The organism is Pseudomonas sp. MTM4 (assembly GCF_019355055.1).
In the GTDB taxonomy this organism is placed as follows: domain Bacteria; phylum Pseudomonadota; class Gammaproteobacteria; order Pseudomonadales; family Pseudomonadaceae; genus Stutzerimonas.
In genome coordinates this window covers 744,101-760,219 of sequence record NZ_CP048411.1, presented here as the reverse complement: position 1 = coordinate 760,219, position 16,119 = coordinate 744,101, and the positions used below count along the sequence as shown (strand labels likewise).

Below are 16,119 nucleotides of genomic sequence, written 5' to 3'. Positions count from 1 at the left end.
AGAAAAGCTTATGCCTCGCACGATCTGGAAGGGCGCCGTCAGTTTCGGCTTGGTTCATATTCCCGTCGCGCTGGTGCCGGCCACCACCCGCACGGGAATCGATTTTGATTGGCTGGACAAACGCAGCATGGACCGGGTCGGCTACAAACGCATCAACAAGACCACCGGCGAAGACATCGACAGCGAGAACATCGTCAAGGGCGTCGAATACGAGAAGGGTCACTACGTCGTGATAAGCGACGATGAGATCAAGGCCGCGCACCCGAAGGCGACACAGACGGTGGATATCGTCGCCTTCGTCGATGCCAAGGACATCTCCTTTCTTTATATCGATACGCCGTACTACCTGACGCCCGACCGGCGGGGCGAAAAAGTCTACGCACTCTTGCGTGAAACGCTGATCCAGACCGGCAAGGTCGGCATCGCCAATGTGGTGCTGCGCAACAAGCAGCACCTGGCGGTGGTGATGCCACTGGGCAAGGCGCTGGTGATGAACACGCTGCGCTGGGCCGATGAGGTGCGCGGCGTGGAATACCTGGAGATGAAGGACGAAGCGCTCAATGCCGACCTCAACCCGCGCGAGCTGGACATGGCCAAGCGACTGGTCGAGGACATGAGCGACGAGTGGAACCCCGACCAGTACAAAGACACCTTCCAGGACCAGATCATGGACCTGGTGGAGACCAAGGCACGCGAAGGCAAGCTCGAAGCCGTGGGCGGACCGGAAGAGGCGGTCGATCGTCGCAGCGCCGATGTCATCGACCTCACCGAACTGCTCAAACGCAGCCTGGCTGGGAAACCTGGCAAAAAAACAGCGCAGGCCGAAGAAGTCGACGACGAAGACGACACCGAAGAGCAGGCGCCGCGCAAACGCACGGCGAGCAAAAGCGCCGCCAGCAAGCCCAAGGCACCGGCCAAGTCCACGGCGAGCAAATCCTCCGGCAGCAAGTCGTCCACCACAAGCAAGAGTGCCGCCAGTAAGTCCACCAGGAAGAAAGCCAGCTGATTCAGGCCGTGTGAAAACGTAGCGAGCGAAGGTTAGGCGGGGCCGCCCAGGCAAGAACTGGGCGGCCCCATAAAAACAGGCGAAGAAGCGGACTGGGCTCGCACTCGAGTTTACGAGTTGTAAATGAGCATTCCGACTGGGCTCGCATCCGAGCCTGTTTTTAACGCCGCATTACCGAGCGCAGTAATTTTCACATGGCCTGGATCCACGAGGAGCCTCATGTCAGCAACACCCGGCAAGAGCAAACGCCCCGATGTGGGCGGCATCGGTATCAGCAGTCCGCAACGCGTCATCGATGCGCAAAGCGGCGCCACCAAGTTGCAGCTGGCGGAATACTATCTGTCGGTGGGCAATTGGCTGACGCCGCATCTGGCCGGACGCCCCCTGTCCATCGTCCGCGCGCCGGACGGGGTGGATGGAGATAGTTTCTTTCAGCGCCATTGCGGCCGACTGAAAATGCCGCACATGCGCGTGCTGGACAAATCCCTCGACCCTGAACACGCCCGCCTGATCCAGGCCGACAGCATCACGGCAGTGGTCGAGGCGGCGCAGATGGGCACCGTCGAGTTTCATACCTGGAACGCCCGCAGCGACCGTATCGATCGACCGGACCGAATCGTCTTCGACCTCGATCCTGACCCGGCGCTGCCGTGGTCGAGCATGGTCGAGGCGACCTGTATGACACTCGATCTGCTCGACGAGCTGGGTCTCAAGGCCTTTCTCAAAACCAGTGGTGGCCGCGGTATGCACGTGGTGGTGCCGATCGATCGCCGTCAGGGTTGGGATTGCATCAACGAGTTCGCTCGTGGCGTGACGATGCGCCTGGCGCGAGAGGCGCCAGATAAATTCGCGGAGAAGATGGGGCCGAAGAATCGAATCGGCAAAATATTCGTCGACTATCTGCGAAATCAGCGCGGCGCCAGCACAGTCGCGGCTTACTCGGCTCGTGCGCGGCCCGGCTTGCCGGTGTCGGTGCCTATCGGTCGCGACGAGCTGGAGCAGATCGCCGGGGCGAACCAGTGGAACATCCTCAACCTGCATCAACGCTTGGCGTAGCAGTCTGGCGATCCTTGGTCTGATTACGCATCGACTCGCCAATCCATATCGGCATCGTTGCTAAAAGCACTCGCGCAAGACGGGTGACCTTTCTTTTGCCGAATCTCCAGCTAGCCTTTGAACTAGCGTAGCGAACATGCACCTAACCCATCAGCAGTCTGCAATAACCGCCGTAGAGCGGTTGCAGATGTGATAGGCAGAACATAACGAGTAACAGGAGATACCGATGACCGTGCGAGTATCCCGGCGACAGTTCCTGAAGTTCGGTGCGACCGCTGTAGGCGCATCGAGCATGGCCATGATGGGGTTTGCGCCTGATGAAGCCGTCGCGTCGATTCGTCACTTCAAACTGACCGGCGCCAAAATTTCTCGCAATATCTGCACCTACTGCTCGGTAGGTTGCGGCATGTTGCTCTACTCACGTGGAGACGGCGCCGCCAACGTGGTCGATCAGATCTACCACGTCGAAGGCGATCCGGACCATCCGGTCAGTCGTGGCTCGCTCTGTCCAAGAGGCGCAGGCGTACTCGACTTCATCAACAGCGAATCCCGGGTCAAATATCCGGAAGTGCGTGAGCCGTTCACCAACGAGTGGAAGCGCATCAGCTGGGATGAAGCCTTCACGCGCATCGCGCGACACATGAAGGACGACCGCGACAAGAATTTCGAAACCCATGACGAGCAGGGGCGGCTGGTCAACCGCTGGTTGACGACCTCCATGGTGGCGGCCTCGGCCTGTACCAACGAGACGGCGTACATCACGCAGAAGATCACCCGGGCGCTCGGCATTCTTCAACTCGACAACCAGGCGCGCGTTTGACACGGACCAACGGTGGCAGGTCTTGCCCCAACATTTGGTCGCGGTGCCATGACGAACCACTGGGTCGACATCGCCAATGCTGACGTCATTCTGTCCATGGGCGGCAACTCGGCCGAAGCGCATCCCGTGGGATTCCGCTGGGTCATGCATGCCAAGGAGCGCAGCAATGCGATCCTGATTTCCATCGATCCACGCTTCAACCGCACCACGGCGGTGGCGGACTATCACGCTTGGCTCCGTACCGGCACGGACATCGTGTTCCTGGGTGGTTTCATCAACTACCTGATCGCATCCGACCGTTACGCCCACGAATACGTGCGGGAATACACCGACGCCAGCCTGATCGTCGCCGAAGGTTTCGGTTTCGATGACGGGTTGTTCGTGGGTTACAACCCCGAAGATAAGACCTACAACCGCGAAACCTGGAATTTCGAGCTGGATGAGCGCGGCTTCGCTCGCTCCGATCCAAGCCTCGAACATCCACGTTGCGTGTTCCAGCTGATGCGCGAGCATTACAGCCGTTACACCATCGAACAGGTGGAAAACGTCTGCGGCATGCCCAAGGCCAAGGTGCAGGAGTTGTGGGATCTGATGGCGCAGACATCTGCGCCCGACAAGACCATGACCATCCTCTACGCACTGGGCTGGACGCAGCACACCATCGGTTCGCAGATCATCCGTTGCGGTGCGATGGTGCAGCTGCTGCTCGGCAACATGGGTATGCCTGGTGGCGGTGTGAACGCTTTGCGAGGCCACTCCAACATTCAGGGCCTGACCGACATCGGGCTGCTGTCCAACCTCCTGCCCGGCTACCTCAACCTGCCATCGGCAAACCTGCAAACCTACGCCGACTACATGGAGACGCGCATCAAGGCGCCGCTGGTGGAAGGCGAGGTGTCGTACTGGAAATTCTACGAGCGCTTCTTCGTCAGCCTGATGAAAGACTGGTACGGCGACGTCGCCACGGCGGAAAACAACTGGTGCTACGACTGGTTGCCGAAACTCTCCGTGCCGATCTACGACGTGCTTTACGCCATCAACGACATGACGCTGGGCAAGATGACCGGTGCGTTCTGCCAGGGCTTCAATATCCTGGCGGCGTTTCCGAACAAGGCCAAGGTCATGGATGGGCTGTCGAAGCTCAAGTACTTCGTGATCATGGACCCGCTCACGGTGGAGACCGGAGAGTTCTGGAAGAACTTCGGCGAATACCACGATGTCGATCCGTCGCAGATCGGTACTGAAGTATTCCGCCTGCCGACCACCTGCTTCGCGGAGGATGACGGCTCCATTACCAACAGTTCGCGCTGGCTGCAATGGCATGAGAAGAGTGCCCCAGGTCCAGGCGAGTCAATGACCGATACCGAAATTCTCGGTGAGGTCATGTTGCGGTTGAAGCACATGTATCAGGAGGAGGGCGGTGCGTTCCCGGACCCGATCCTGAACATGAGCTGGAACTACAAGGATCCGAATTTTCCGAAGCCCGCCGAATTGGCTCAGGAATACAACGGCAGGGCGCTGGTGGATCTCACCGACGAAGCGGGCAATGTAGTCCGCCGCAAAGGCGAGTTGCTGAAGGACTTCAGCGAGCTGCGTGATGACGGTTCGACGGCCTGCGGTTGCTGGATCTATTCCGGTGCTTGGACCGAAGAAGGCAACATGATGGCCCGGCGCGACAACTCCGACCCGTACAACACCGGCAATACGCTGGGGTGGGCCTGGGCTTGGCCAATGAACCGGCGAATCCTCTACAACCGCGCTTCAGCCCGGCCAGACGGCACACCATGGGCACCCAACAAAGCGTTCGTCTGGTGGAATGGCGAACGCTGGACCGGGGCGGATGTGCCTGACTTCCCGCTCACATCGCCGCCGTCCCAGGGCGTCGGCCCCTTCATCATCACCCAGTCTGGAGGCGGGCACTTTTTCGCTTGCGAATGGCTGAACGAAGGGCCATTCCCGGAGCACTACGAGCCGATGGAGAGCCCCATCGATCGCAACCCGATGAGTCCAAATAACCCGTTGGCGATGAACAATCCGATCGCTCGTGTCTTCGAGCAGGATCGAGATTCGTTTGGCTCCAACAAGGACTTCCCCTATGCGGCGACGACTTATCGTCTGACCGAGCATTTCCATTACTGGACAGTCCATGCGCGACTCAATGCCATCGCTCAGCCGGAGAAGTTCATCGAGATGGGTGCGGTGCTGGCTGAGGAACTGGGCATCGCTGCGGGCGACCGGGTGCGGGTGACGTCCAAACGGGGCTATATCACCGCCGTTGCGGTGGTGACCAAACGGTTGGTGCCGTTGCAGATCGACGGACGCACCGTGCATCAGATCGGCATCCCAATTCACTGGGGCTTCAAAGGTGTGGCGAAGAAGGCGCACCTGACCAACACCCTCACCCCATTCGTGGGTGACGGAAACACACAGACACCGGAGTTCAAGTCGTTTCTGGTGAACGTGGAGAAGATTGGAGGAGCCGTCTGATGGTTGGTGACCAGATCAATCTGCAAAACATCATCGCCCGCTCGGCGACCACCACGCCCTCGCCGCAGGTGCGGCACGGGGGCGTGGAAAAGGTCACCAAACTGATCGACGTGTCGGTCTGCATCGGCTGCAAGGCCTGCCAGGTCGCTTGTTCGGAATGGAATGACCTGCGCGACGATGTCGGGACCTGCGATGGCACCTACAACAACCCGCAGGACCTGACCGCCGAGTCGTTCGAGGTCATGCGCTTCAGCGAATACGAGGATGAACAGGGCAACCTGGAGTGGCTGATCCGCAAGGACAACTGCATGCATTGCGCCGAGCCGGGCTGCCTCAAGGCCTGCCCATCGCCTGGTGCCATCGTGCAGTACGCCAACGGCATCGTCGATTTCAACTCCGAGCACTGCATCGGCTGCGGCTATTGTGTCGCCGGTTGCCCCTTCGATATCCCGCGAATCTCGAAAAAGGACAACAAGGCGTACAAGTGCACGCTGTGTTCCGATCGGGTGTTCCATGGCCTGGAGCCGGCGTGTGTGAAGAGTTGCCCGACCTCGGCGATCATGTTCGGCACCAAGGAGGACATGCTCGATTACGGCGCTCATCGGGTCCAGCACCTCCAGGGGCGCGGCTACGAAAACGCCGGTATCTACGACCCGTCCGGGGTTGGCGGCACCCACGTGGTTTATGTGCTGCAACACGCCGACAAGCCGGAAATCTACAGTGGCCTGCCGAAAGATCCGCATATCAGCCCGACCGTGGAGCTGTGGAAGGGCGTGACCAAGCCGATCATGTCCGTAGCGCTGGGTGTGTCAGTGCTGGCCGGCTTCTTCCATTACGTCATGAAAGGGCCGAAGGAAGAGCCGGAGGATGATCCGGACCCAGAGCTGGCGGCGGCTGATCGCGAACTTGATCGTCGTGGGGAGGACCGGCTATGAGCCATTCCAACGTCAAATACGGCATTCTGCGTTACGGTTGCTGGGCACGGGTCAACCACTGGCTTATCGCGATCAGCTTCGTATTGCTCACGCTGAGCGGCCTCGCGCTGTTCTATCCGGCCTTCTTCGGGCTCACTGCGCTGTTCGGTGGTCCGGAGCCGACGCGAATCGTGCATCCGTATATTGGCGTGTTCATGTCGCTGTTCTTCATCATCCAGGCGGTGCGCTTCTTCGGCGACAACCTGATACGCCGCCACGATGTGCAGTGGATGAAGCAGATCGGCGACGTGCTCAGCAACCGCGATGAGCGCTTGCCACCGGTAGGCAAGAACAACGCCGGGCAGAAACTGGTGTACTGGATCTTCCTGGCCACCGTACCGGTGCTCTTGATCACAGGCATCGTGCTCTGGCGCCCTTGGATCGCTGATGACATGCCAATCTGGGCGCTGCGCTGGGCCGTGTTGATTCACGCGATCGCTGCATTCATCGCCATCATCACGCTAGTCATTCACGTCTACTCGGCCATCTGGGTCAAAGGCTCGGTGCGGGCCATGACGCAGGGCCGCGTCAGCCACGCCTGGGCGCGTCACCATCACGGGCTGTGGTACGAAGATGTCGTGCGCAACGAGAAATCCGATGCGCAAGCCACGTCGCCCACCAGCGAAGTGCAGGACCGCCGTAGATGAAAGGAGCTGAAGTGAATCATTCGTATGGAAGCGCGCCGTCCGGAATCATGGATGCGCCCCACGTGGTGCTGCCGGATGCCAAGGTGTTTAGCAAACGCGCGACGCGGCTGAGAGAACTGGTCATGCAGGTGCCGTCGCTGGATGAGTTCCTAGCGTTCATGGCCCGTCTGGTACAGGCCCAGCATCAGGTACTGACCGAGCACGAACCTGCCTGGCGACCGGCGCCGGATGCCTTCGATCAAGCGTTGAAGCATGACATGCCACCGTTGGGGTTCCAGGCATTGCGACGAGACGTGCGTTGGTACGCCGATTTGCTCGCCATTCTCGATGCGGTGGAGCTGCACGTGGGCGAACGCCAGCGGCCGTTGCTCGCCGCGCTGCGAGAGATGCCCGCTGAGCGACTCGATGAGCTGGCCGATGACGTGTTCGAAATGCGTCCCGGCAATGAGGCGACTCGCGCGCTATTGCCATTGGTCGCTGCGGCGCTGCAGGTCACCTGGGCACGCCTGGCCATCGGACTACCCAACGCGCCGGCGCGTCCCATCGGTGAGGCGAAGGCGCTTTGCCCGTGTTGCGGTGCCGCACCCGTGGCCAGCGTGGTGCACAACGAGCGTAATCGCAGTGGCGTGCGCTATTTGCATTGTTCGCTTTGCGCGACCGAATGGCATCTGGAACGTGTGAAATGCAGCGTGTGCGACACCGGCGGCAAGCTGCTCTATTTGACGCTCGATGAAGGGCAGGGCAAAGCATTTCTGCCGGTCCAGGCAGAAGCCTGCAACGAATGCCACAGCTACCTGAAAGTCATGCAGCGCGAGCTCCATGGGCGCGCAGACCCGGTTGCCGACGATCTGGCCAGCCTCGCGTTGGACATGCTGCTGGCCGAGCAGGACGAATACGCACGCAGTGGCTACAACCCGTTGCTGGTGATGGGGGCTTAGGCCTTTCCGCGATTGCGGGACTCGGTAGGAAACGACTCTTATCGGTGTCCCGCCACGAGTCTGCAACAGCCGTAAAGCGCCTCGAAGACTACCCAAGTGGGGCACAAACGCATCGGCAGTGTTCCGATGCGATTTCCTTCTGTTTTCTCGACCTTTTCTTGCGCGCTCACCTCGCAACTCAACGTCCGTCAGACAGCCGTACGCAGCGGCTCTCAAGCGGGCTTTCGTGCTGAACTTTTACAGCCTCCTTTGGTTCGGAAGAACAGAGCCCGTGAAACCCGCAGCGGGGTTTCACGACGACAACCCCAACCTTGCCGACGCCGCTCGCGAAGCGGTTGGGTTGCCGTATCGCAATGATTTAGGCCCCAGGAGCCCGTTCGATGAACGACGCACAGCCCCACGCAACCATCCATCCCCGACTTGAACAAGCATTGCAGATGCCGCGTATAGCCATCGAGGCGACCGAGCCGGTGCTCGACGGTGGTCGATTCGCTGCCAAGGCCATCATCGGCCATCCGGTGACCGTGACCACCAAGGTATTCGCCGATGGCCATGATCAGCTGGCCGCCGCGATCTGCTGGCGGACCAACGATGAAAGCGGCTGGCGTCGCGCTCGTCTCAAGCTGCTCGGCAACGACAAGTGGGAAGGTCATTTCACCCCAACGCAGGTGGCAGGCCACGAGTTCATGATCGAGGCCTGGTGGGACGTCTATGAAACCTACCGCTACGAGCTATCGAAAAAACATGCGGCGGGTGTTCCGGTGCAGTTGGAGCTGGAAGAAGGCCGTCTATTGCTGGAGCGCGCCAGCGGGCGGGCCATGGGCGAAACCAAGGCAATCATTGATGATCTCTTGCACCGCCTGAGCATGGCGCATCTGGACGACGAGCGTGTTTCGGTCATGCTGGCCGACGAGACGGCTGCGGCAATGGCTGATGCCGACCCGCGTGAGCATTGCAGCCAGAGCCCGGTATTCCCGCTTGAAGTGGAGCGCCCTCTGGCTCAGTTCGCCAGCTGGTATGAACTCTTCCCGCGCTCGGAGACCGACGACCCTAACCGCCATGGCACCTTTCGCGACGTGCACAAGCGCCTGCCGTCGATCCGTGACATGGGCTTTGACGTGCTCTACTTCACGCCCATTCACCCCATCGGGCGCCAACATCGTAAGGGCCGAAACAACACTCTGAACGCCGGACCCAACGATCCGGGCAGCCCCTATGCCATCGGCAGCGAAGACGGTGGCCACGATGCGGTCCATCCGGAGCTCGGCACGCTTGGCGACTTCCGCGATCTGGTAGCGGCGGCGCGCGACCACGGACTTGAAATTGCGCTGGATTTCGCCATTCAGTGTTCCCAGGACCACCCCTGGCTAAAAGAACATCCGGGCTGGTTCTCCTGGCGCCCTGACGGGACCATCCGCTACGCGGAAAACCCGCCGAAGAAGTACCAGGACATCGTCAATGTCGACTTCTATGCCGAAGACGCCATGCCCGATCTTTGGATCGCCTTGCGCGACGTGGTCTGGCATTGGGTGGAGCAGGGCGTGAAGATCTTCCGCGTCGATAATCCGCACACCAAACCCCTGCCTTTCTGGGAATGGATGATCGCCGATATTCGCGAGCGCGACCCGGACGTGATGTTCCTGTCCGAGGCCTTCACCCGGCCGGCGATGATGGCGCGTCTGGGCAAGGTCGGCTTCAACCAGAGCTACACCTATTTCACCTGGCGCAACAACAAGGCGGAGCTGAGCGAATATTTCACCGAGCTCAACGAGCCGCCGTTGCGCGATTGCTACCGGCCGAACTTCTTCGTCAATACGCCGGATATCAACCCCTTCTTCCTGCATGACTCCGGTCGCGCCGGATTCCTCATCCGTGCGGCGCTGGCGACCATGGGGTCCGGTCTCTGGGGCATGTACTCGGGCTTCGAGCTGTGCGAATCCGCTGCGATTCCCGGCAAAGAGGAATATCTGGACTCGGAGAAGTACGAGATCCGTCCGCGCGACTACCACGCGCCGGGCAACATCATCGCCGAGATCGCTCAACTCAATCGCATTCGGCGCCAGAATCCGGCCCTGCAAACCCACCTCGGTTTCCAGGCCTACACGGCCTACAACGACAACATCTTCTATTTCGGCAAGCGCACGGCGGATCGCTCGAACTTCATTCTGGTCGCGGTGAGCCTTGATCCAAATAACGCCCAGGAAGCGCATTTCGAGTTGCCGCTCTGGGAACTCGGCTTGCCCGATCACGCTGAAACCCGCGGCGAAGACCTTATGAATGGGCATCGCTGGACTTGGTATGGCAAGACCCAATGGATGCGGATCGAGCCCTGGCATCTGCCATTCGGTATCTGGCGTCTGAGCGCTGGGGCCCCAGATCCAGACCTCAAGTGATTTATTAAGAACAAGGCTATAACCCTATTTATCAGTAGGTTAAAAGTAACAGTTGATCTGATTTGTTACGCCTACTGGTGACCTTTGCCGCCTCGGCTGGAATTCCGCGTCCAGTCTTGAGGCAGAAAAAAGGAACGAGACATGGCCAAATCACGCAAGCCAGCCGCCTTCATCACTGACCCGCTCTGGTACAAGGACGCAGTGGTTTATCAAGTCCACTTGAAATCCTTCTTCGACTCGAACAACGACGGGGTAGGTGACTTTCAGGGTTTGATCGAGAAGCTCGATTACATCGCCGACCTGGGTGTGAACACCGTTTGGCTGTTGCCGTTCTATCCCTCGCCGCGGCGTGACGATGGTTACGACATTGCCGAATACCGTGGTGTGCATGCGGACTACGGCACTATGGCCGATGCCAGACGCTTCATCGCCGCAGCGCATAAGCGCGGGTTGCGGGTGATCACCGAACTGGTCATCAACCACACTTCGGACCAGCACCCTTGGTTCCAGCGTGCGCGCAAGGCGAAAAAGGGTTCTGCAGCACGCGACTTCTATGTTTGGTCGGACACGGACGATAAATACGACGGCACGCGGATCATCTTTCTCGATACCGAAGTATCGAACTGGACCTGGGACCCGGTCGCCCAGCAGTACTTCTGGCATCGCTTCTATTCGCACCAACCGGATCTCAATTTCGACAACCCGCAGGTCATGAAGGCCGTGCTCAGCGTCATGCGCTACTGGCTCGACCTTGGCATCGACGGATTGCGGCTCGACGCTATCCCGTACCTGGTGGAGCGCGACGGCACCAACAACGAGAACCTGCCCGAAACCCATGTGGTGCTAAAACAGATACGCGCCGAGATCGACGCCAATTACCCCGACCGCATGCTCCTGGCCGAGGCCAACCAGTGGCCGGAGGATACCCAGCTGTATTTCGGCGGCGAAGACGGTGGCCCGGGCGACGAATGCCATATGGCCTTTCACTTTCCGCTGATGCCGCGCATGTACATGGCCTTGGCGCAGGAAGACCGCTTCCCGATCACCGACATCCTGCGCCAGACGCCCGACATTCCGGAGAACTGCCAATGGGCAATTTTCCTGCGCAACCATGACGAGCTCACGCTGGAAATGGTGACCGACAAGGAGCGCGACTACCTCTGGAATTACTACGCCTCGGACAAGCGCGCTCGGATCAACCTTGGCATTCGCCGCCGGCTGGCACCGCTGCTGGAACGTGACCGTCGCCGCATCGAGCTACTCAACAGCCTGCTGCTATCGATGCCTGGCACCCCGGTGATCTATTACGGCGACGAAATCGGCATGGGCGATAACATCTTTCTCGGTGACCGCGACGGTGTGCGTACGCCGATGCAATGGTCGGTGGATCGCAACGGCGGCTTCTCCCGAGCCGATCCGCCGAGTCTGGTGCTGCCACCAATCATGGACCCGCTGTACGGCTACCAGGCGATCAACGTCGAGGCACAACAGCGCGACCCGCATTCGTTGCTCAACTGGACGCGGCGGCTGCTCTCGATCCGCAAGCAATTCAAAGCGTTCGGACGGGGCACGCTGAAAATGCTCGCACCGAGCAACCGACGGATTCTGGCGTATTTGCGCGAATACACCGGGCCCAACGGTGATACGGAAGTCATCTTTTGCGTTGCCAACGTATCGCGCTCGGCTCAGGCCGCAGAACTGGAACTGTCGCATTACGCCGGCATGGTGCCGGTGGAAATGGTCGGCGGCAGTGCCTTCCCGCCGATCGGCCAATTGCCGTATCTGCTGACGTTGCCACCTTACGGCTTCTACTGGTTCCAGCTGGCAACCAGCCACCAGATGCCCAGTTGGCACCAGGAACCGGTGGAAACCATGCCCGACTTCCAAACCCTCGTGCTCAAGCGCCTGGATACGCTCACCGCAGCGAATAAGCGCATTCTCGAAACCGAGTCGCTACCGGCTTACCTGCCGAAACGGCGCTGGTTCGCCAGCAAGGATGCCGCGATCGACTCGATCAAGATCTGCTACAGCGTGCCGTTCGGCGATCCACAGCGACCGGTACTGCTTAGCGAGATCGCAGTGGCGACGACCGGGCGAACCGACCTCTATCAGCTGCCGCTGGGCTTCCTCGACGAAGGCGACTTCGACATCGCGCTGCCGCAGCAACTGGCCATGGCACGGGTGCGACGTGGCCCGCAGGTGGGTCTGCTGACCGATGCCTTTGCGCTCAAACAGTTCGTCCTCGGCGTGATTCAAGGATTGCGCGACGAGCAAGTACTGCCTTGCGGAGAAGGCGAGATTCGCTTCGGGCCGATCGGCAATCTTGCCGACGTGGAGTTGCCGGCCGACGCCGAGGTGCGTTACCTCACGGCTGAACAATCCAATAGCTCGGCCATCATCGGCAGCAGCATGATGATCAAGGTGCTGCGCCGGGTTTCGGCGGGCGTGCACCCGGAACTGGAAATGGGCCGCTTCCTGACCGAGCAGGGCTTCCAGCACATTTCGGCGATGCTCGGCCAGGTTGCGCGCGTCAACAAGCGGGGCGAGCCGCATGCGCTGATGGTCGTGCAGCGCTTCCTCGACAATCAGGGCGACGCCTGGGAATGGACGTTGAACACCCTGGACCGCGCCGTCCGCGATCAGATTGCCGGCGGTGTGTCCGAGCACGAAAACCAGTTCAGTGCCCTCGCTGAAGTCGAGGCATTCAATCGCCTGCTTGGGCAGCGCCTGGGCGAGATGCACATGACGCTGGCGACGCAGACCAGCGATCAGGCCTTCGCCAGCGAGCCGACCCGTCCGGCTGATAGCAAAGAATGGATCAAGACCATATCCGCACAGGTGGAACGCGCGCTGGAACTGCTGCAAGCCCGTCGCGGCGATCTCGACCGCAAGGCCGCGTCGCTGGTGGATCAGCTGCTCGGGCAACGTGAACAATTGCTGGCCGAAGTCAAACGGCTTGCCGAACGATCCGTTGGCGGTCTGCGCACGCGTGTGCACGGTGACCTCCACCTTGGCCAGGTGTTGGTGGTTCAGGGCGATGCGTACTTCATCGACTTCGAAGGTGAGCCGGCGCGCTCGCTGGAAGAGCGCAGAGGCAAGCTGAGCCCGTTCAAGGATGTCGCCGGCGTGCTGCGTTCGTTCGAATACGCAACTGCCATGACCCTGCGTAACGCGCAGATCAGCGACAGCTCTGAAGAGGCGAATCTAGCCCGCCGCACTATTTCCGACACCTACCAGCAGAGCGCCCACGATGTGTTTCTCGAGGCCTACCGCGAGGCGACCGCGCAGATGCCGCACGCCTGGAAGGATGCCGCCGGCGCTGACGCTGCGCTGGCGCTGTTCAGCCTGGAAAAAACCGCCTATGAAGTGGCCTATGAGGCAGAGAACCGCCCGGCCTGGCTATCCGTTCCGCTTCAGGGACTGGCGAAGCTGGCACAACAGATTTCCGATGGAGATTCCCGATGAATGATCGTCCGGCCGTGACCATGCCCGGTGAAACACTGCTGCCAACCGATGCCGACGTCGACGCGCTGGTGCGCGCCGAACATGGCAACCCATTTTCGATACTTGGCCCGCACCCTGACGGCGATGGGCTTGTGGTGCGCGCCTATCTGCCCAACGCGCTGGGCGTCGAAGTGCTCGAACGCTCCAGCGGTCGCCTGCTGGCAGCGATGGAACAGGGCCAGGTGCCCGGCTTCTTCTTCACCCGGCTAACCCACCAGCAGCCTTATCTGCTGAACATTCGCTGGGCAGGGGGAGAGCAGATCACCGAAGACCCTTACAGCTTCGGGCCGCAACTCGGCGAGATGGACATGTATTTGTTCTCCGAAGGCAACCATCGCGAGATCGGCCGCGTATTCGGCGCTCAGCCAATGGAAGTCGATGGGGTCCAGGGCGTGCGTTTCGCCGTGTGGGCACCCAATGCGCGGCGCGTGTCAGTAGTGGGTAGTTTCAATGACTGGGACGGGCGTCGGCATCCCATGCGTTTGCGCATTCCTTCCGGCGTGTGGGAAATCTTCATCCCGCGCTTGCAGCCTGGTGATAAGTATAAATACGAGATTCTGGGGCAGAACGGTGTTCTGCCGCTGAAGGCCGATCCGATTGCGCTGGCGACCGAGCTGCCACCCGGCACCGCTTCGGTGATTTCGCATCCGCTGGACTATGAGTGGAAGGACGAGGCCTGGCTGCAGCATCGCGCGGCGCGCCAGTCTTATACCGCGCCGATGACCATCTATGAGCTGCATGCCGGCTCCTGGCGCAAGGAGGGCGGCGATAACGGGCGGCTCTACGATTGGCACGAACTGGCCGAACGGCTGATCCCGTATGTCGTCGATTTGGGTTTCACCCATATCGAGCTGATGCCGATCATGGAACACCCCTTCGGCGGCTCCTGGGGTTATCAGCTGCTGTCGCAGTTCGCGCCCAGCGCCCGCTACGGCAACGCGCATGACTTCGCCGCCTTCGTCGATGCCTGCCACAACGCCGGCATCGGCGTGATCCTCGACTGGGTACCGGCGCATTTCCCGACCGACGCGCACGGGCTGGGCGAATTCGATGGCACGGCGTTGTACGAATATGCGCACCCCTTCGAAGGCTTCCATCAGGACTGGGATACCTACATCTACAACCTGGGCCGCACCGAAGTGCACGGCTTCATGCTTGCTTCAGCGTTGCACTGGTTGCGTGAATTCCACGTCGACGCACTGCGTGTCGATGCGGTCGCCTCGATGCTCTATCGCGATTATTCGCGCAAGGAAGGCGAGTGGATCCCCAACCGTCACGGCGGTCGAGAGAACCTCGAAGCGATCGACTTCCTGCGCCACCTCAACGACGTAGTAGCCACCGAAACGCCCGGCGCGTTGGTTATCGCCGAAGAGTCCACGGCCTTTCCCGGTGTCAGCAAACCAACCTCCGATAGCGGGCTGGGTTTTGCCTACAAGTGGAACATGGGCTGGATGCACGACACCCTCAAGTACATTCAGGAAGACCCGGTCAACCGTCAGTACCACCACGACAAGCTCACCTTCGGCATGGTTTACGCCTATTCGGAGCACTTCGTGCTGCCGATCTCCCACGATGAAGTGGTGCACGGCAAGGGTTCGCTGATCGACAAAATGCCCGGTGATCGCTGGCAGAAGTTCGCCAATTTACGGGCCTACCTGTCCTTCATGTGGACGCATCCGGGCAAGAAGCTCTTGTTCATGGGCAGCGAGTTCGGCCAGTGGCGCGAATGGAGCCACGACCGCGAGCTTGATTGGCATCTACTCGAAGAGGCCGACCATCGCGGCGCGCAAAATCTGGTCAGAGATATCAACCGTTTGTACGCACATGAGCCTGCCTTGCATGAGCTGGACAGTGATCCGCAGGGTTTCCAGTGGCTGATCGGTGACGACCGCTCCAACAGTGTGTTCGCCTGGCTGCGCAAGAGTTCGACGGGGTATCCCCTGTTGGTTGTGGGCAATTTCACGCCGGTAGTACGTGAGGGCTATCGGGTAGGCGTTCCCGGGGAGGGACGCTGGGAAGAAATCTTCAACAGCGATGCCGGATGCTACGGCGGCTCCAACGTAGGCAACGGCGGCGGCCTGCTGGCCGAACAGGTGCCGTCCCATGGGCAGGACGTATCGCTGATGCTCACGCTTCCGCCGCTTGGGGTAGTGATACTGCGACCACAGGAGTAGCGGTCGTTACGAATGGGGCACCATACTTAGGCGTCCCAGTCCATCGGTCCTCACTCGGCGTCCTGCCTCGCGTCCCCTGTGCACTACGTCCACTCGGCCTCTTGATGGGAACGAAGTCCG

The 16,119-nt window shown here is 60.4% G+C and carries 8 protein-coding genes and 1 pseudogene; all 9 read left to right on the top strand.

The features are described 5' to 3' along the window. Positions 1 to 10: 10 nt before the first annotated feature. The 9 genes and pseudogenes from GYM54_RS03430 (at position 11) to glgB (ending at position 15,999) form a co-directional block, all read left to right on the top strand. Positions 11 to 1,006, top strand: a complete 996-nt coding sequence (locus GYM54_RS03430) for a Ku protein (RefSeq protein WP_197445071.1) — start codon at positions 11 to 13, stop codon at positions 1,004 to 1,006. A 219-nt stretch (positions 1,007 to 1,225) separates the two neighbouring features. Then, positions 1,226 to 2,149 (top strand): annotated as a pseudogene (gene ligD, locus GYM54_RS03425) (non-homologous end-joining DNA ligase). Positions 2,150 to 2,288: 139 nt separating this feature from the next. Continuing rightward, positions 2,289 to 5,369, top strand: coding sequence for a formate dehydrogenase-N subunit alpha (gene fdnG / locus GYM54_RS03420; protein WP_219232611.1), 3,081 nt, complete (start codon positions 2,289 to 2,291; stop codon positions 5,367 to 5,369). Next, entirely contained in the window at positions 5,369 to 6,304 is a 936-nt protein-coding gene (fdxH, locus tag GYM54_RS03415; protein WP_181103510.1) for a formate dehydrogenase subunit beta, read from the top strand. The genes fdnG and fdxH overlap by 1 nt, the downstream gene beginning before the upstream one ends. After that, the gene (locus tag GYM54_RS03410; protein WP_197445070.1) at positions 6,301 to 6,990 is read left to right on the top strand and encodes a formate dehydrogenase subunit gamma; all 690 of its coding nucleotides are present in this window, start codon (positions 6,301 to 6,303) and stop codon (positions 6,988 to 6,990) included. The genes fdxH and GYM54_RS03410 overlap by 4 nt, the downstream gene beginning before the upstream one ends. Beyond that, positions 6,987 to 7,928, top strand: coding sequence for a formate dehydrogenase accessory protein FdhE (gene fdhE, locus GYM54_RS03405; protein ID WP_371924031.1), 942 nt, complete (start codon positions 6,987 to 6,989; stop codon positions 7,926 to 7,928). Before GYM54_RS03410 ends, fdhE begins: the two co-directional genes overlap by 4 nt. 380 nt (positions 7,929 to 8,308) lie before the next feature. After that, positions 8,309 to 10,321, top strand: coding sequence for an alpha-1,4-glucan--maltose-1-phosphate maltosyltransferase (locus GYM54_RS03400; protein ID WP_131648834.1), 2,013 nt, complete (start codon positions 8,309 to 8,311; stop codon positions 10,319 to 10,321). Between the two features lie 141 nt (positions 10,322 to 10,462). Further along, entirely contained in the window at positions 10,463 to 13,786 is a 3,324-nt protein-coding gene (gene treS, locus GYM54_RS03395) for a maltose alpha-D-glucosyltransferase (protein WP_197445069.1), read from the top strand. Continuing rightward, entirely contained in the window at positions 13,783 to 15,999 is a 2,217-nt protein-coding gene (glgB, locus tag GYM54_RS03390) for a 1,4-alpha-glucan branching protein GlgB (RefSeq protein ID WP_181103517.1), read from the top strand. The genes treS and glgB overlap by 4 nt, the downstream gene beginning before the upstream one ends. Positions 16,000 to 16,119 lie beyond the last annotated feature (120 nt).